Origin of the sequence: Kutzneria sp. NPDC051319, assembly GCF_040682195.1 — a bacterium.
In the GTDB taxonomy this organism is placed as follows: Bacteria; Actinomycetota; Actinomycetes; order Mycobacteriales; family Pseudonocardiaceae; genus Kutzneria.
In genome coordinates, this window is the sequence record NZ_JBFBAM010000088.1 from 1 (window position 1) to 17,600 (window position 17,600).

Here is a 17,600-nt window from a genome sequence, read left to right on the forward strand (position 1 = left end):
CTCGCCACCCTCCTGGCTCAGTAGTCCCCGTTATGCAGGGAAGGACGCCTTACCCGCGTTGAACGAGGGTAAGGCGTCCTTCCCTGCATCAAGACTGTCGCTGGGCGCGGGTGGCTAGGCCCTGCACGAATCCCTCGGTGATCCGTTGCAGGGCCCGCCGGTAGAGCCGGCCCATGCCGGGGACCTTGGCACGGAAGGTGGTGTGCCAGTGGATGTCGGTGCCACCGTCGGACGGCGTGAGGTCGATGTCGGCGCGGTAGTCGCGCAGCGCCAGCCCGGACAGCAGGGCGTAGCTGAAGCGGCGGTCGGGCACGATCTCGACGATCTTCTCCCGCATGAGGTAGCGGCCGGTGCGGAAGTTCCGGATGGCGCCGACGCTTTCGCCGCCGTCGGGGCCTTCACGCTCAAGCGCGAAGGTCTCCACGGTGCCCCACTCCGGCCAGGTGGCGCCGTCGCGCAGCAGCGCGTGCACGGCCGCAGGGCTCGCGGCGGTGTGCGCCCGGGCGTCGATCTGCTGGACCATGAACCCACCCCCTCGTGTACCAAGTGGTACATGTACCATCTGGTTCAATGGAACGCAAGGATCCTCGACGCGACCTGCTCGAACGGGCCGTCGACTACCTGTCGGAGCACGGCGTCATCGCGCGCAGCCTGCGGCAGCTGGCCGCCGAGCTGGGCACCAGCCACCGGATGCTGATCTACCACTTCGGCTCCATGGAGGGCCTGCTGGTCGAGGTGGTGCGCGAGGTCGAGGCCCGGCAACGCGCCGTGCTGGCCGACCTCGACCGCACCGGCAGCCCCGCCGACGTGGCGAAGGCCTTCTGGCGACGGTTCACCGACCCGGCGCTGTATCCCAACGAGCGCCTGTTCTTCGAGCTGTACGGCCAGGCGCTGCAAGGCCGCCCCGGCACCGAGGCGCTGCTGCCCGAGGTGGTGACCGCGTGGTTGGGGCCGCTGGTCGCCCTCGGAAAGAGTCACGGCCTTTCCGAGCGGGACGCGCTCGTGAATGCGAGGCTGGGCATGGCCGTCACCCGCGGACTGCTGCTCGACCTGCTCGCCACCGGCGATCTCGACGCCGTGAACGAGGCCATGGACCGGTTCGTGGACACCTACGTGGCCGGGCTGCCGTGACGATGTCTCGGTTTACCCACGCCGCATGGGTAAGTTGACCCATTTTGTGAACAAGGTATGGCGCGGTCCCGAACGGTCACGCCAAGCTGCGAATCATGGGGAGCATTTCCGTCGTTCTCGCCGACGTTCACGATGTGGTGCGCAGCGGCCTGCGCGTCCTGCTGGCGTCCGACACCGACATCCGGGTCGTGGCCGAGGCCGACAACAGCGCCGAGGCCGTGCAGACGGTGCTGCGGCACCGGCCCGACCTCGTGGTCATGGACCTCGACGCCGCCGCCGTCCGCGAGATCCTGCGGGCCCTGCCCGGCGTGCGTGTGCTGGTCTTCACCCTCTCCGACGACGATGACGCCATCTACCAGGCCATCCGTGCCGGCGCCCGCGGCTACCTGCTCAAGTCCGCCCAGCAGGCCGAGATCGTCCGGGCCGTGCGGGGCGTCGCCGCCGGCGAGGCCATCTTCGGCGAGGGCGTCGCGGACCGGGTCACCGAGCTGCTGACCGCCCCGGCCCACCGGGCCGAGGACGCCTTCCCGGAGCTCACCCGCCGCGAGCGGCAGGTCCTCGACCTCATCGCCGACGGCCGTTCCAACTCCGTCATCGCCCGCCAGCTCCACCTGGCCCCCAAGACCGTCAGCAACCACATCTCCGCGATCTTCACCAAGCTCCGCGCCGCCGACCGCGCCGAGGCCATAGCCCGTGCCCGCGACGCCGGCATAGGCACCCGCCACCGCCACCTGACCTCAGTAACCGCCTGACCCATCGTGAGAGCGCTCTCTCAACCCCCGCGAGTCCCGCTCTCCGTCACACCGAAATACGGTTTCAGGCAGACCGCTGCACCCGATTCCCCGAGTCGGCGACGTCGAACACCGTTGCCGTGACGGTGAAGCGGGGGTCGAGCCAAGACCAGAGCTCGGCCAGAAAATCCTTCACATCGCCCGCCGACGTGCGCAGGTGCCGGTGACGGGGCGTGGTGGCGACGGTCTCCCCGTCCGACTCGTACGTGGTCATCAGCGCGACATCGCCGACGGCCAGAGAGCCCAGCTCCACCACGCTGACCCCGGTGGCCACGCGAGCGGCCCCGAACCAAGCGGACGAACCGCCGACCACGGCGGTGATCCGCGGGGTGAAGATCGGCGGATCGGGCTCGTGCCGAAGGCCGTCCAGGGCGACGGAAGGCGGCTGCCCGGCCGTCAACCTCGCGTGCACGACCCCGACCTGGGAGCCGTTGCCGAGCACGGTCCACCGGGAATCCGCCCGCACGGCGTCGTAGTGCCGCAACGGATCGTGCGGATCGGCATCGAGCGGGGCGACGGTCAGCGTCGAACCCGACCACGCCAAGCGCCGGGCGCGGGAAGCGAGGCTGCGGCCGGTGAGGGCGTAACCGCCGAGCAGAGCGCCGCCGCGGATCCGGGCCAGGGCGACGACCCGGCCCGGATACGGCGTCAGCGTCACGAACTGAAGGCGGAGTCGAAAGACGCCTCGGGCGGCTCGATGCGGGTCATGGAGCGCACGAAGGCCAGGGCGTCGGGAGCGCCGGTGAGGCGGTCCATGCCGGCGTCCTCCCATTCGACGGAAATGGGGCCTTCGTAGCCGATGCTGTTGAGCATGCGGAAGCAGGCCTCCCACGGCACGTCGCCGTGCCCGGTGGAGACGAAGTCCCAGCCCCGGCGGGGATCGCCCCACGGCAGGTGGGAGCCGAGCCGGCCGTTGCGGCCGTTGAACCGCTTGACCGACTCCTTGCAGTCGACGTGGTAGATGCGGTCCCGGAAGTCGTAGAGGAAACCGACGGGATCGAGGTCCTGCCACACGAAGTGGCTGGGATCGAAGTTCAGGCCGAAGGCGGGGCGGTGCCCGATGGCCTCCAGGGTCCGCACGGTGGTCCAGTAGTCGTAGGCGATCTCGCCGGGATGGACCTCGTGCGCGTACCGGACGCCGACCTCGTCGAAGACGTCGAGGATGGGGTTCCAGCGGTCGGCGAAGTCGGTGTAACCGCGCTCGATCATCGAATCGGGCACGGGCGGGAACATGGCCAGGGTGTGCCAGATGGAGGAGCCGGTAAAGCCGACGACGGTGCTGACGCCGAGCAACGCGGCGGCGCGGGCGGTGTCGGCGATCTCGGCGGCGGCCCGTTGGCGCACACCCTCGGGATCGCCGTCGCCCCACACGCGGGGGTGCAGGATGTTCTGGTGCCGCTCGTCGATGGGGTGGTCGCAGACGGCCTGGCTGGTCAGGTGGCACGACAGCGTCCAACACTGAAGGTTGTGCCGCGCCAGGGTTTCCTTGAACCTCGGGATGTACGAGCCGTCGGACAGCGCGGCCTGCACGTCGAAGTGATCACCCCACGTGCAGACCTCTAGGCCGTCGTAGCCCCAACCGGACGCGAGCCGGCAGACCTCCTCGAACGGAAGATCGGCCCACTGACCGGTGAACAGCGTCACGGGACGAGCCATCACACACCCCTCAGTGAAATGCCCTGTTGCACGGCGTCGAGCACCCGCTGCACCTGAAGTCCCTCCTCGAACGACGGCGAGAGCTCCGCGCCCTCGACGACCCCGGTCACGAAGTCCCGCACCTGGTGGATGAACGTGTGCTCATAGCCGATGATGTGCCCGGGCGGCCACCAGGCGTCCATGTACGGATGCGTGGCCTCGGTGACGAGTATCCGCCGGAAGCCGGCGGTGCGGGCGTCCTCGGCCCCGTCGTAGAACCGCAGCTCGTTCATCGATTCCTGGTCGTACGACAGGGTTCCGAGCGAGCCGCTGACCTCGATCCGCATGGCGTTCTTGCGGCCGGTGGCGAACCGGGTCGCCTCGAACACGCCGATCGCGCCGCCGTCGAAACGGGCCGTGAACAGCGCGGCGTCGTCGACGGTGACGGGTCCGCGGCCGGAGCCGTCCGGTCGGGGCCGCGAGTCGACGAACGTCTCCAGCAGGCCGCCGACGGCGGAAATCCGTTGTCCGGTCAGGAACTGTGCCGCGTCGATGCTGTGAGCGCCGAGATCCCCGAGCGCACCCGAGCCGGCGCTGGTGGCGTCGAGCCGCCAGGTCAGCGGGAAGTCGGGGTCCACCAACCAGTCCTGGAGGTACTGGGCCCGAACCTGGTGCACGGTGCCGATACGCCCGTCGGCGATGAGCTGCCGCGCCAACGCCAGGGCCGGGACGCGGCGATAGTTGAACATCACCATCGATCGGGCGCTCGATGCCTTGGCCGCGGCGGCCATGCGGGACGCCTCCTCGACCGTGTTGGCCAGGGGTTTCTCGCACAGCACGTGCTTGCCGGCTTCTAGCGCGGCGATGGCGATCTCGGCGTGGCTGTCGCCCGGCGTGCAGATGTCGATCACGTCGATGTCCGGCCGGTCGATCACCGCCCGCCAGTCGGTGGCCGAGTCCTGCCACCCGAACTTCGCCGCCGCGGCGGCCACCTTGTCGGCCGAACGGCCGCAGATCACCGCCATTTCGGGGCTGGCGGGCAGGTCGAAGAACCGGCCCGCGGTCCGCCACGCGTGTGAGTGCGCCGCCCCCATGAAGGCGTAGCCGATCATGCCGATCTTCATGCCGTCACCGCCGCCGGTCGCTCGCAGGTGCTGCCGATCGCCACGGACGTGCCGGTCTCGGCTGCCCGCAGCAGGCATTCCATCACGTCGAGCACGTGATACGCCAGATCCCCGCTCGCCCGGTGCGCAGTTCCGTCCACAATGGATCGAGCCATGTCCGACAGGCCGACGCCGCGCCCGGCGTCCGGATATCCAGCCAGCACCGGCAGGTCGACCCAGTCGTCACGGAAGATCTGCACGGTGCCGTCGAAGTTGTTGGGATCCGGCACCGACAGGCTGCCCTCGGTGCCGTACACCTCGATCCGCGGCAGCTGCGCGCCCCAGATGTCGAAGCTCATCATCAACGTCGACAGCTCGCCGCCGACATGCTCCAGCACACCGGTCACATGGGTGGCCACCCGCACCGGGAACGTGGTGCCCACCCGGGGTCCGCTGCCGACCACCCGCGTCGTCCTCGGCGCCGACGACATGCCGACCACCCGCCGCACCGGCCCCAGCAACGTGACCAAGGCCGTCAGGTAGTACGGCCCCATGTCCAGCAGCGGGCCACCGCCGGGCTCGTAGTAGAACTCCGGGGACGGGTGCCAACGCTCATGTCCGGGCGTCGTCATGAACGCCGTGGCCGCCACCGGAACGCCGATATCGCCGGCGTCCACACTGGACCGCGCTGTCTGCACACCGGTTCCCAGCACGGTGTCCGGCGCGCACCCGACGGCAACACCGGCCGTCATCGCCGCCTCCAGCACGGATTTGGCCGCCACAGTGTCGGCCGCCAAAGGCTTCTCGCCGTACACGTGCTTGCCAGCAGCGATGGCGGCGAGGGCGACCTCGCCATGGGCCAAGGGAATCGTCAGGTTCAGCACGATGTCCACATCGGACGCGTCGTACAGCTCCGAAGGCGTGCAAGCCGGCACTTCGGCCTGTGCGGCCAGCGCGGAAGCCTTGGCCGGGTCAATGTCGGCAACCCGCGTCAACACGACATTGTCCAGACGCGGCAACGTCTTCACGTACTGGCCGCTGATGTTGCCGGCGCCGACCAGCCCGACCCTCAACGCGTCGCCCATGTCAGCCCCTCGGTGATCATCCGGTCCACTTCCGGGACGTCGAAGTCGTCCACCTTGTGCCCGATCGTCGTGACAAAAACCCGGCCGGAGCCCCACTTCCGGGTCCACGTGACCGGCAGTGTCGTGCCGTCCTCCACGAAGTCGGTCACGGCCAGCACCTCGATCGCCGGATCGGTGTGCACGTAGTACTGCTCGGTGTGCACCGTGAACGAGGAACCGCCGGTGCGCACCGAATACTCGACGAACTCCGCCGGGTGGTACACGAACTGGCCGCCGGTCATCAGCTGGTACCGCGTCTCGTCCCGGAACGAGTCGACGATTCCCCCGTGCCAGCCGGCAAACCCGGTGCCGGCCCGGACGGCGGCCGTCAGACCCTCCACCTGGGCCGAGGAAATGGACCCCATTGTCCAGCACTGCACGATGAGGTCCGTGCGGGCCAACAGCTCGGCGTCCAGATAGCTGTCCAGGCTGTCCGACACGGTCACCTCGTAGCCGAGGGAACGCAGCTCCCCGACATAGCGGTCGCTCGCCTCCACGGGCACATGCCCGGGCCAGCCACCACGAACCACGAGCGCGGTCTTCATGTGCCCCCAATCGTCGGACGCCACCGGTGCACGGCCGTGAAGCCCAGCAGCTCCCGGCTCAGCTCCAGGGAGAACGGTACGGCGAACCCGTCGAGCGGGCCATCCAGCCGCGTCGCCGGATGGAACCGCCGCATGAGCTCGGCCGTCGGAACCGGCGACGTCGTGTCCGGCGCCGCCACGTTGACCAGGGCATACCCCTCGACCGGCGCCGTCAGCGCGGCGATCACCGCCCGGACCGCGTCCCTGGTGTCGATCCAGCTCCACAGCGACGCCCGGTCCGCGCCGGGGTCCCGCCGCACGTGGTCGAGCTGCCGCTGGAGCCGGTCCCCGCTGCCGATGAACGGGAACCGCAGGCTGATCACCTCGCTGCCCCACCGCCGGCTCACCGTCTCCCCGATGAACTCCCCGACCAGCTTGGACAGCCCGTACACGTCGTCGCCGACGTACGGATGCCCCTCCGTCACGGGTGCGAACAGCGGCGACACCGGCCGCGACGACCAGGCCAGCCCGAGCGCGGAAAGGCTTGACACGTAGACGATCCGCTTGACCCCGGCCCGGCCGGCGGCATCCAGCAGGTGGAACGTGGCGTCCACGTTGTTGCCGAACACCACCGGCTCCGCGGCACTGAGCGGGGACGGCAGGGCGGCGGCGTGGATCACCGCGTCCACCCCGTCCAACAGCGGCTCCACCTGCGCCCGATCCCGCAGGTCGCCGACATTCCGGTCATGGGCCAGGACTTCGTGCGAGCCGGACAGCTGCTGGAGGATCTCCGAGCCGAGCATGCCGCCCGCCCCGGTCACCAGAATCCGCATCAGCCCTTCACCGCGCCCTGCAACCCGTTCACGAAATACCGTTGCAGCAGCACGAAGAGGATGATCACCGGGATGACGATGATCAGCGAGGCGGCCATCAGCACGTTCTCCTGCGGTGAGGTCGACGAATTGAGGTTCTGCAGGGCCAGCGGCAGCGTGTACTGCGCCGCGTTGTTCAGCGAGACCCGGGTGAGCACGTACTCGTTCCAGGTCGGCACGGCCGTGAGCAGCGCGATCGTGATCAGCGCCGGCCGGCCGACCGGCAGGTAGATCGACCAGAAGGTGCGCAGCTCCCCGGCGCCGTCACAGCGGGCCGACTCCTTCAGCTCGGCCGGCACGACCCGGAAGCTGTTGGTGAGCAACATGATGGACAGCGGCGCGGTGCCGTTGATGAACGGCAGGATGATGCCGGGGAAGGTGCCGATGAGCCCCAGCTTCTGCTGCAGGATCACCACCGGCAGCAGCATCGTGATGCCGGGCACGAACAACAGGGCCAGGAACATGCCGTAGAGCACCCGTCGCCCGGGGAATCGCAACACCGCGAAGGCGTAGCCGGCCAGCGAGTAGACCACCAGCACGCCGACCGTCGTCAGCCCGGTGACGATCAAGCTGTTCCCGAAGTAGGTGAAGAAGTGCAACTCGTTCCACGTGCGGGCGAGCGTGGACAGAGTCGGGTCGGACGGGATGAGATGCCCGTCCAACCGGATCTCCGCGGCATCCTTCAACGCGCCGGACACCATGAGCAGGAAGGGGTACAGGCTGAGCACCGCGTAGGCGGTGAGCAGCGCGTACACGATCACTCGGGCCTTCACGCGCGGCTCCGCAGCAGCCGCAGGTTCAGCGCCGCCAGCAGCAGCGCGACCACGAACAAGATCCAGCCGAGCGCGCTGGACAGGCCCAGGGTCGGCTTGAAGCCGCTGACGAAGGCCAGGTTGTACGACTCCAGCCCGAGCACCAGCGTGTGCCCGCCGGGCCCGCCGTTGGTCATCAGCAGGAACGTCTGGAAGTCCTGCAACGCGAAGCGCAGATTGAGCATGACCACCGCGCCGGTGATGGGCAGCAGCAGCGGCCAGATGATCGAGGTCATGGCCCGTAGGCCGCCGGCGCCGTCCACTTTGGCCGCATCGAGCACCGACTGGTCGATGGACTGCAATCCGGTGAGGTACAACAGCATCGCCACCGGCACCGAGCCGAGCACCATCACCACGATCAGCGTCGGCAGCGCGGTGCCGGGATTGCCCAGCCAGCCCTGGGGCTGGGCGATGGAGCCCAACCCCAGGTGGCGCAGGATGTAGTTGAGCGAGCCGTCCGGTTGCAGCGCGTACGTCCAGGCGTAGAACAGCGCGATGCCGGCGGTCACCTGCGGCAGGAAGAACACCGTGCGAAACGTGGACCGCAGGCGCGTGATGTGGTTCAGCGCCGCGGCCAGCGGGAAGCTGACCAGCACGGTGAGCATCGGCACGGCGATCATCACCACCAGCGTCCGCAGCGCCGCGCCCTGCACGACCGGCGCGATCGCCGGGTCCCGGTAGATCAGGTCCAGGTAGTTGCCCAGCCCCACCCACGTCCAGGTCGGCGTGAACCCGTTCCACCGGGCGAAACTCAGCGCCAGCCCGTAGCCGACGGTGTAGAGGCCCATGATCGCGAACAGGGCCACCGCCGGCAGCACGAACGCATAACCGGTCAAAGCCTCCCGGCTGCGGAAACGCGACGCCACCGGCTACTGCCCGCTGTGCACGCTGGTGTTGTAGACCGCGAGCTGCTGGTTGGTCGCGGCCGGGTCGAGCTCCTTGAGCGGCGACATCTTGACCAGTATGTCGCCGGCCACCTGGATGTCCCAGGTCGAGCCCTTGAACGTGCTGTCGCCGGGGTTCCAGGCCGAGTCGCCGGCGCCGAACGCCGCCTCCATCGAGCTCAGGTACGGCCCGACCAGCTTCTCCGCGTTCGCGCCGAGATCGGTGCCCGGCAGGTCGAGCGCCGACTGCGCGAACGCGCCGGCCTGCTCCGGCTGGGTCAGGAAGTCCAGCCACTTCAGGGCGGCGTCGCGGTTGGGCGTCTGCGCGGACACGGCCAGCCCGGTCAGCGCGAACGGAGCGAGCTTGAAGTCCTTGGCCACGCTGGATTCCGGCGCCGGGATGGGGAAGGAAAGGATCTTGGCCGGGTCCATGCCGTTCTGCTGGATGGCCGAGATGGTGAACGTGCCGCCGATGTCGAAGGCCGCCTTGCCCTGCGCGAAGGCGCGGTCGGCGTCGTCGATGCCGAGCGTCTGCGTGCCCGGGGTCCAGTACGGCGTGAGCAGGTTGTACTGCTCCAACACCTTCTGGCCGTTGGCGCTGCCCCACGCCTTGGACTTGTCGGCGCCGTACAGGTCATGGAAGGCCTGCGGGCCCAGCAGCGCGAAGGCCAGTGGCTCCATCGCCCAGTCCAGGCCGGTGGACGAGCTCTTCAGGCCGATGGTGATGCCGCCGTTCTGGGCGTCCTTGGCGTGCGTGGCCGCCAGCCAGGAGATCAGCTCCTGCCAGCTGGCCGGGGCCTTGCCGGGGTCGATGCCGGCAGCGGTGAGCAGATCCTTGTTGGCGTAGATGACGCCGAAGGTGCCCGCGGTGAAGGGAATGCTGAGCAACTGTCCCTTTTGGACGCCGGGGTCGGTCGACTTGGGCTTCAGCGAGTCCTGGTACACCTGATCCGTGATCAGGCCGGTGTCCGCGGTGCCCTTGAGGAATCGGCTCTTGTACTGGTCGTTGACGTCCCCGGCCAGGTCGCTGGTGATGCCGGCGCCGCCGAGCACCCGGTCCTCGCCGGCGGCGTGCACCTCCAGCACGTCGGCCACGTTGTGGCTGGCCGCCGCGCTCTGGACCTTGCTGGTGAAGGTGTCGTCGGGGGTGTAGGCGCTGACGTTGACCGTGATGCCGGTCTGCGCCTTGAACTTGGCCGCGGCGGCCTCAAGGGCCTTCACGTGGGTCTGTTTGAACGTCCACATCGACAGCGTGGTCCCGTCGCCGGAGCCAGTGCCGCCACCGCACGCGGTGGTGACCATGGCCAGCGCCGCCACGACCGCTAAAACTCTTCCGCCGCACCACTTTGTGCCCATGCCGTCCTCCGCCAAGTCGGCTGCCGGGTCGAGTGAGCCAGACCATAGGCGCGGTCGTTTAATAGGTCAATAGGCCAAACTAAGTCGGTCCAGTACCGGTCAGGGCCGGCCTCACGGCGGGTTGGACATGTTAAAGTGGCCCGGTTCCAGCCAGGTGATCTCGAAGGGCGAACCGGGATGGCAGCGGCGACCGGCGGCGACAAGCCCCCGCTCTACCAGCAGGTCAAGCACGAGCTGCTGGCCGCGATCGCCGCCGGCGAGTACGCGCCGGGCCGGCCGTTCGTCACGCAGCGGGAGATCTGCGAGCGCTTCAACGTCAGCCACGCGACGGCCGTGCGCGCCCTGAACGACCTGGCCAACGAGGGCTACGTGGTGCGTCGCCGCGGCCAGGGGACCTTCGTCGCCGACCGGTCGCCGGTCGCGCCGTCGCCCGACCGGACCATCGCCTGCGTGCTGCAGAACCAAGGTCCGCACGTGGGCCAGATCCTCACCGGCATCGAGGAGATCTGCGCCGACCTGGGCTACCGGCTGTTCCTCAACCACTGCGAGAACGACCCCGCGCGCGAGGAGAAGGTGTTGTGGGGCGCCCTGGAACACCAGGTCAGCGGCATCATCGTGTACCCGGCCGAGGGATCCGTGGCGATCGCGCCGTACGCCGAGGCGCGGCGGCGCGGTGTGCCGCTGGTGATGGTCGACCGGTATCGGCCGGACCTGGTCGCGGACGCGGTGGTGGCGGACAACATGGCCGTCGGCCGCGAGCTGACCCGGGCGTTGATCGAGTCCGGGCACCGGACGATCGCCACGCTGTGGGACGAGATCGACGTGACCAGCATCCGGGATCGGCTCGCGGGGCACGTGCAGGCGTTGCGGGAACACGACATTCCGGTCCGACCGGACCTGACGGTGCTGCGCCGCTACCGCGATCAACCGACCGAGGCCCGGCGGGCCATGCTCAGCGAGCTCTTGCGTGGCGGCCAGCCGCCGACGGTGTTGTTGTGCTCCAACGGTTACGCACTGGCCATGGTCGCACAGGACCTGGTGGCGCTGGGCCTGGAGGTGCCCGGCGACATCGACCTGGCCTGCATGGACGACGCCGGCCCGTTCGACGTGCTCCCGCTGACCGCCGCGGCGATCTCCCTGCCGGCGCGGGACATGGGCCGGCAGGCCATGACGTTGCTGCACCAGCGCGTGATCGGCACGGCCGCCGAGACGCAGCTGGTGGTGCTTCCGGTGACCATCCAAACCAGACAGTCGTCGGTCGGCTACATGCGGATTTCCCGGTTGGAACAGGGGGCGTCGTGACGGGGTTGCCGGAGGTTCTGCCGCCGTGGGAACCGCGTGACACGGTCCGGGTCACGGGGGTGCGGGCGATCGTCACCGCGCCGGAGGAGATTCCGCTCGTCGTCGTCCGCGTCGACACGTCGGAGCCCGGCCTGTACGGCCTCGGCTGTGCCACCTTCACCCAGCGGTTCGCGGCCGTCGCGGCGGCTGTGGACGAGCACATGGGGCCGCTGGTGGTCGGCCGCAGCCCGGCCGACATCGAGGACATCACCCGGCTGATCCACTATTCGGCCTACTGGCGCAACGGTCCCGTGTTGAACAACGCGCTGTCGGGCATCGACCAGGCGCTGTGGGACATCATGGGCAAGCGGGCCGGCATGCCGGTGCACGAACTGCTCGGCGGCCGCAGCCGGTCGGCGATCGAGGTCTACTCCCACGCCGCCGGCGCGACGATCGACGAGACCCTGGACGGGGCGGAAGCCCTGATAGCGCAGGGATATCGGCATGTCCGACTCCAGGTCGGCGGTCCGGGGCACGGCACGTACGGAGCGCCGGGAACGCCCGGCGGCTATCCCCGGTCGCCGCATCCGGACGGGTGGGATGTCCGGCAGTATCTCCGTGATGTGCCACGGTTGTTCGCCGCCGCCCGGGAACGGCTCGGCCCCGATATCAGCCTGATGCACGACGTGCACAGCCGGTTGACGCCGAAACAGGCGATCGTGCTGGCCCGGGCCCTTGAGCCGTACGGTCTGTCCTTTTTGGAGGACGTGATCCCGCCCGAGCACTACGACCAACTGCCGGCCGTGCGGGCGGCCTCGCCGGTGTCGATCGCCGTCGGCGAGCAGGTCGGCTCGGTCACCGACGCCGCCCGGCTGGTCAAGGACGGCGGCGTGGACCTGTTGCGGCTGCACACTTCGGCCATTGGCGGCCTCACGCCGACCCGGAAGCTGGTGGCCCTGGCCGAGTTGCTGGGCGTGCGCACCGCCTTCCACTCCCCCGGCGACGTCTCGCCGGTCGGCGTGGCCGCGAACCTCGCGGTGGACGTGTCCACGCCGGCGTTCGGGTACCAGGAGTCCCACACCTACAACGACGCCACGCACGAGGTTTTCCCCGGCACGCCGGTGGTTCGCGACGGTCACATGACGCCGTCCGACCGGCCCGGCTGGGGCGTCGACCTCGACGAGGCCGCGGCGGCCAAGTTCCCGCCGACGAAGTTCCGGCACGAACGCTGGTCGGCGCGGGTGCGCCGGCCCGACGGAGGTCTCGAAGCGCCCTGACCCGCCGGCATGGAGGGCACCCCGCATGCACGACGACCGCAAGGCCGCCGAGGAGCGCGTCGCGCGTTTCCTCGCCGAACGGGTCCGCCCGGCCGTGTACTCGGAGCGGATCGCGATGGACGTGTCGCCGCTTCAGGTCGGCGACACGTGGGGAAGTCCGTGGTCCACCACCAGGTTCGAGGTCGCCGGCCGGATTCCCGCGCAGTGGTCCGGCCGCGTCGAAGCGGTGTTCGACCTGGGCTTCGACCTCACGCGAGGTCCCGGCGGCCAAGCCGAAGCGCTTGTCCTTGACCTGGACGGCAATCCACTTCAAGGCTTGCATCCGTACCACCGAAGCCTGCCGGTCAGCGGCCCCGAGGTCCGGCTGGTGGTCGAGGCCGCGGCGAATCCGCCGATCGTCGCCAGCGCCGGCCGCGGCACCCACTTCGGTTCGCCGGACACGGCCGGCGACGAGCACCTTTACGTGCTGCGACAGGCGGATCTGGCCCTGCGCGACGAGGACGCCTGGCACCTCATGCTCGATGTCGAGGTGCTGGCCTCGCTGATGCGCACGTTGCCGCCGGAATCGCCGCGCCGGCACCATATTCTCCGCGTGCTGGACAACTGCGTCGACCTCCCCTTCGCCGAGGCGCGCGGATTGACGGCAGGCTTGTTGTCCCGCAAGGCCCACGATTCCGAGCACACCGTGGTCGCGGTGGGCCACGCGCACATCGACTCCGCCTGGCTGTGGCCGATCCGGGAGACGATCCGCAAGTGCACGCGGACGTTCACCACTGTCCTGGCCCTGGCCGAGGAGTATCCGGAGCTGGTGTTCGCCTGCTCGTCGGCCCAGCAGCACGCGTGGATCAAGGAGCACCAACCCGCTGTCCACGACCGGATCCGGCAGGCGGTCAAGGCCGGCAACTGGGTCCCGGTCGGCGGCATGTGGGTCGAGGCCGACGCCAACCTGCCCGGCGGGGAGTCGCTGGCCCGACAGCTCGTGCACGGCGCCCGGTTTTTCCTCGACGAGTTCGGAGTTGGTCCCGATGGCGTCTGGTTACCGGACTCTTTCGGCTACACCGCCGCCTATCCGCAGCTGGCCCGGCTGGCCGGGGCCGAGTGGTTCCTGACCCAGAAGCTGTCCTGGAACGAGACGAACCGGCTGCCGCATCACACGTTCTGGTGGGAGGGCATCGACGGCACGCGGATCTTCACCCACTTCCCGCCGGTCGACACCTACAACGCCGAGCTGACCGGCGAGGAGCTGGCCCATGCGGTCGCCACCTACGCGGAGAAGGGCATCGGCACGATGTCGTTGGCGCCGTTCGGCTTCGGCGACGGCGGCGGCGGGCCGACCCGGGAGATGCTGGAGAAGGCCCGGCGGCTGCGTGACCTGGAGGGATCGCCGAAGGTCCGGATCGCCGCGCCTTCCGACTTCTTCCGCGAGGCCCGGGCCGAGCTCCCGGACGCGCCGGTGTGGCGGGGCGAGCTGTACCTGGAGACCCACCGCGGCACTTACACCAGCCAGGCCCGGACCAAGCGTGGCAACCGGCGCAGCGAGGCCCTCCTGCGGCACGCCGAGCTGTGGGCGGCCTCGGCTGCGGTCCGCCTCGGCACGCCTTATCCGTACGAGGAGCTGGACTCGCTGTGGAAACGCGTGCTGCTGCACCAGTTCCACGACATCCTGCCCGGTTCCTCCATCGCCTGGGTGCATCGGGAGGCCGAGGCGGCGTACACGGAGATCCATAGTGGACTTTCCGATCTGATCTCCGCCAGCGCCGGGGACGGCGAGTCACTGCTCAACGCCGCGCCGGTCGAGCGCCGCGAGGTGGTGATCGTCAACGAGCCGCCGCCGGTGGCCGGGCAGCGCCTGTCCGGTGGCCGCCACGCCGCCTTCGGCCGGGCGCCGGCGCTCGGGGTCGGCGGATTCCTGGAGTTCAACGCCCATCCCGTGCGCGCCACCGGGGCGTTTGTGCTGGACAACGGCCTGATCACCGTGCACATCGACGCCGACGGCCTGGTTCGGTCGGTGCGGGACCACGCCACCGGCCGCGAGGCGATCGCCCCCGGCGCGGCCGGCAATCTGCTCCAGCTGCATCCCGACGATCCGGTGAAGTGGAGTGCCTGGAACCTGGACGCGTCCTATCGCCGCCACCGCCGTGATTTGGACGCCGCCGTGTCGGTCGAGCTCGTCGACGACGGTCCGCTGCTGGCCGCCGTGCGGGTGGAGCGGCGGACCGAGCGATCCGTGATCGTGCAACACCTTCGGCTGGCCGCGGGTTCGAGATTGCTGGAGGTCGACACCGACGTCGACTGGCAGGAGCGGGACACGGTGCTCAAGGCGGCATGGCCGCTGGACGTGCTGGCCGCGGAGATCACCGCCGAGATCCAGTTCGGGCACGTCAAACGGCCGACGCACGAGAACACCAGCTGGGACGCGGCGCGGTTCGAGGCGTGGGCGCACCGTTTTGTGCACGTCGGCGAGCACGGCTGGGGCGTCGCCCTGATCACCGATTCCACGTACGGCTACGACGTCAGCAGTGACGGCCGGTCCACCACCGTGCGGCTGTCTCTCCTGCGGGCTCCGCGCAGCCCCGATCCAGTGGCCGACCAGGGCCGACACCGCTTCCGATACGGCCTGCGGCCGGCCGCCGACATCGGCGACGCGATCACCGCCGGCTACACGTTCTCACTGCCGCTGCAACCGGCGTCCGACCGCCTGCTGGGCAAGCCTCTGGTGTCGGTGGACAATCCGGCGGTGATCGTCGAGGCGGTCAAGCTGGCCGACGACCGGTCCGGCGCGGTGATCGTCCGGCTGTACGAGTCCCGTGGCGGCCGCGCCCGGGCCGTGCTGACGGCGGATTTCCCGGTGACCTCGGTATCCGAGACGGATTTGTTGGAACGGCCGTTGCGGCCCATGGCTTCGGGGCGCAACGCGGCGGCGTTGTCGTTGCGCCCCTTCCAGATCGTCACGCTGCGTTTGGAGAGGTGATCGTGCTTCCTGCCCCGTCCCGTGCCGAGTGGGAACGCCTGGCCGACTCGATGCTGCTGGCCGTGCGGCCCTGGGCCACCGACACGCACGCGCTGATCCACCTGCCCGGGCCGATGAGCGCCAGCGGTCGGTGGAGCGACGGGCTGGAAGGCTATGCGCGAACCTTTCTGCTGGCGGCGTTTCGCCTGGCCGGGGCGTCGGGTGACGATCCACATCGGACGGCCGAATGGTACGCGCAGGGCCTGGCGGCCGGGGTCGATCCGGCCAATCCCGACCGCTGGCCCCGGTTCGGCGAGTGCGGGCAGGCCAAGGTGGAGGCCGCGTCGATCGCCCTCGGGCTGCACCTGACCCGACCGTGGCTGTGGGACCGGCTCAGCTCGCGCACGCAGCAACGGCTGCTGGACTGGCTGGCGCCGATGGTCGGCGACGACATGCCGCAGAACAACTGGCTGTGGTTCCAGGCCGTCACCGGCGCGTTCGCCCGCAGCGTGGGCGGGGCCTGGAGCAAGGACGATTTCGACCATGCGATCGACTCCACCGACCGTTGGCACGCGGGCGAAGGCTGGTACTCCGACGGCCTTTCCGGCGGCTCCCACCGCAATTTCGACCACTACAGCGGCTGGGCCATGCACTTCTACCCGCTGTTGTTCTGCGACATCACCGGGGACGCCGAGCTGGCACTGCGCTACCGCAAGCGCTTGCGGTTGTGGCTTTCCGACTACGCCCGGCTGATCGGCGGCAACGGCTCGCCGCTGATCCAGGGCCGATCCCTGACCTACCGGTTCGCCGCCCTGGCTCCACTGTGGATCGGCGCCCGGTATGACGCCACGCCGCTGGCCCCGGGGCTGACCCGACGCATCGGCGGTCTGATGCTCGACCACTTCGTCAACGCCGGGTCGATCGACTCCGACGGCCTGTTGACCTTGGGCTGGCACCGGCGGTTTCCGGCCATCCGGCAGGTGTATTCCGGCCCGGCGTCGCCGTACTGGGCCAGCAAGGGCTTCGCCGGGCTGCTGCTGCCGGCGGACCACGAGGTCTGGACCGCACCCGAGGCGCCGCTTCCCATCGAGGAGGAGGACTTCGAGTTCTACCTGCCGGCACCCGGTTGGACGGTCTCCGGCACTCGATCCGACGGTGTGGTGCGAGTGCTCAACCATGGCAGCGACCACATCGATCCCGCCGAGTTGGCGACCGACGATCCCGCCTACGCCCGAATCGCCTACAGCACCCATGCCGCGCCGGAGATGACGCCACCGTTGGACTCCTCGGCGACCTTGGTCGACACCGACGGTCGCGCCGCCCACCGTCGCCCGTTGTCGACGCTGGAGCCCGGGGTCTCGCGCAGCCGTGCGCATTGGCCCGCCGATGAACAGTGGAATCCCTTCCACAGTCCCGAAACCACGTATAGGCTGGGCCCCTGGATCACCGTCGCCTCGGTGATCCAAGGCGCGACCGAGGTTCGGATCGTCCGGGTCGACGAGGCGCACGAGGCCACCCATCCCGGGCCGTGGCGGCTGCGGATCGGCGGCTGGGCAACGGTTCCCGACAGTGGGCTGCACTCGTCACTGGTCGGGTTCGCCGGCCTGGAGGTCGCCGAGACCGTGCTGGGCAAGGACACCAATCCGCTGGGGCCGGTGTCGTCGGTCCCCGTGCTGTGGAGCGCGGGCCCCGTCGAGTTCGGCCGGATCTACGCCGCCGCCGTACATCTCGGCGGCTCCCCGCCGACTGCGTTGCCGGAGCTGGACATCACCGCCGCCGTCGTGGCCGTGCGGTGGCCGGACGGTCGTGTTGACCGGGTGGCGATGCCGCCCGTCTGACAGCGTGGCCAGACAAATCTGG

General features: G+C 69.6%; 16 protein-coding genes. 6 read left to right on the forward strand and 10 right to left on the reverse strand.

The genetic code is table 11. The features are described from left to right. Positions 1-88 precede the first annotated feature (88 nt). Positions 89-523 carry an SRPBCC family protein gene (locus tag AB0M73_RS43915; RefSeq protein WP_363904980.1) on the reverse strand — a complete coding sequence of 145 codons (435 nt, stop codon included), beginning with the start codon at positions 521-523 and terminating at the stop codon, positions 89-91. A 47-nt stretch (positions 524-570) separates the two neighbouring features. Between AB0M73_RS43915 and AB0M73_RS43920 the strand changes: the two genes are divergently transcribed. Next, the gene (locus AB0M73_RS43920; protein WP_363904983.1) at positions 571-1,131 is read left to right on the forward strand and encodes a TetR/AcrR family transcriptional regulator; all 561 of its coding nucleotides are present in this window, start codon (positions 571-573) and stop codon (positions 1,129-1,131) included. 95 nt (positions 1,132-1,226) lie between these two features. Next, complete coding sequence (locus tag AB0M73_RS43925) at positions 1,227-1,883, forward strand: response regulator transcription factor (protein WP_363904986.1); 657 nt, start codon at positions 1,227-1,229, stop codon at positions 1,881-1,883. A gap of 64 nt (positions 1,884-1,947) precedes the next feature. Here the strand turns inward: AB0M73_RS43925 and AB0M73_RS43930 are convergent, their stop codons facing one another. From AB0M73_RS43930 to AB0M73_RS43970, 9 genes are read right to left on the reverse strand one after another with little or no spacing between them, the layout of a single operon-like run. Beyond that, positions 1,948-2,580: an IMP cyclohydrolase gene (locus AB0M73_RS43930; protein ID WP_363904989.1), complete on the reverse strand. Its 633-nt coding sequence runs from the start codon at positions 2,578-2,580 to the stop codon at positions 1,948-1,950. Then, entirely contained in the window at positions 2,577-3,578 is a 1,002-nt protein-coding gene (locus AB0M73_RS43935; protein WP_363904992.1) for a sugar phosphate isomerase/epimerase family protein, read from the reverse strand. The genes AB0M73_RS43930 and AB0M73_RS43935 overlap by 4 nt, the downstream gene beginning before the upstream one ends. Next, positions 3,578-4,681: a Gfo/Idh/MocA family oxidoreductase gene (locus tag AB0M73_RS43940; RefSeq protein WP_363904995.1), complete on the reverse strand. Its 1,104-nt coding sequence runs from the start codon at positions 4,679-4,681 to the stop codon at positions 3,578-3,580. Before AB0M73_RS43940 ends, AB0M73_RS43935 begins: the two co-directional genes overlap by 1 nt. Continuing rightward, complete coding sequence (locus tag AB0M73_RS43945; protein ID WP_363904998.1) at positions 4,678-5,745, reverse strand: Gfo/Idh/MocA family oxidoreductase; 1,068 nt, start codon at positions 5,743-5,745, stop codon at positions 4,678-4,680. The genes AB0M73_RS43940 and AB0M73_RS43945 overlap by 4 nt, the downstream gene beginning before the upstream one ends. Next, complete coding sequence (locus tag AB0M73_RS43950; RefSeq protein ID WP_043724630.1) at positions 5,730-6,329, reverse strand: ThuA domain-containing protein; 600 nt, start codon at positions 6,327-6,329, stop codon at positions 5,730-5,732. The genes AB0M73_RS43945 and AB0M73_RS43950 overlap by 16 nt, the downstream gene beginning before the upstream one ends. Further along, positions 6,326-7,141 carry an NAD(P)-dependent oxidoreductase gene (locus tag AB0M73_RS43955; protein ID WP_363905003.1) on the reverse strand — a complete coding sequence of 272 codons (816 nt, stop codon included), beginning with the start codon at positions 7,139-7,141 and terminating at the stop codon, positions 6,326-6,328. Before AB0M73_RS43955 ends, AB0M73_RS43950 begins: the two co-directional genes overlap by 4 nt. Further along, the gene (locus tag AB0M73_RS43960) at positions 7,141-7,953 is read right to left on the reverse strand and encodes a carbohydrate ABC transporter permease (protein WP_363905006.1); all 813 of its coding nucleotides are present in this window, start codon (positions 7,951-7,953) and stop codon (positions 7,141-7,143) included. The genes AB0M73_RS43955 and AB0M73_RS43960 overlap by 1 nt, the downstream gene beginning before the upstream one ends. Beyond that, on the reverse strand, positions 7,950-8,858 hold the full coding sequence (locus AB0M73_RS43965; RefSeq protein ID WP_363905008.1) for a sugar ABC transporter permease: 909 nt from the start codon (positions 8,856-8,858) through the stop codon (positions 7,950-7,952). Before AB0M73_RS43965 ends, AB0M73_RS43960 begins: the two co-directional genes overlap by 4 nt. Positions 8,859-8,861: 3 nt before the next feature. Next, positions 8,862-10,232: an extracellular solute-binding protein gene (locus AB0M73_RS43970; protein WP_363905011.1), complete on the reverse strand. Its 1,371-nt coding sequence runs from the start codon at positions 10,230-10,232 to the stop codon at positions 8,862-8,864. Positions 10,233-10,409: 177 nt separating this feature from the next. Here AB0M73_RS43970 and AB0M73_RS43975 point away from each other — a divergent pair, with 177 nt between their 5' ends. From AB0M73_RS43975 to AB0M73_RS43990, 4 genes are read left to right on the forward strand one after another with little or no spacing between them, the layout of a single operon-like run. After that, a complete protein-coding gene (locus AB0M73_RS43975) occupies positions 10,410-11,534 on the forward strand; it encodes a GntR family transcriptional regulator (RefSeq protein ID WP_363905014.1) in 1,125 nt (374 codons plus the stop codon). Beyond that, a complete protein-coding gene (locus tag AB0M73_RS43980) occupies positions 11,531-12,790 on the forward strand; it encodes an enolase C-terminal domain-like protein (RefSeq protein WP_363905017.1) in 1,260 nt (419 codons plus the stop codon). Before AB0M73_RS43975 ends, AB0M73_RS43980 begins: the two co-directional genes overlap by 4 nt. A 25-nt stretch (positions 12,791-12,815) precedes the next feature. Further along, positions 12,816-15,761, forward strand: a complete 2,946-nt coding sequence (locus AB0M73_RS43985) for a glycoside hydrolase family 38 C-terminal domain-containing protein (protein WP_363905020.1) — start codon at positions 12,816-12,818, stop codon at positions 15,759-15,761. Further along, entirely contained in the window at positions 15,758-17,578 is a 1,821-nt protein-coding gene (locus AB0M73_RS43990; RefSeq protein WP_363905023.1) for a DUF2264 domain-containing protein, read from the forward strand. The genes AB0M73_RS43985 and AB0M73_RS43990 overlap by 4 nt, the downstream gene beginning before the upstream one ends. Positions 17,579-17,600 lie beyond the last annotated feature (22 nt).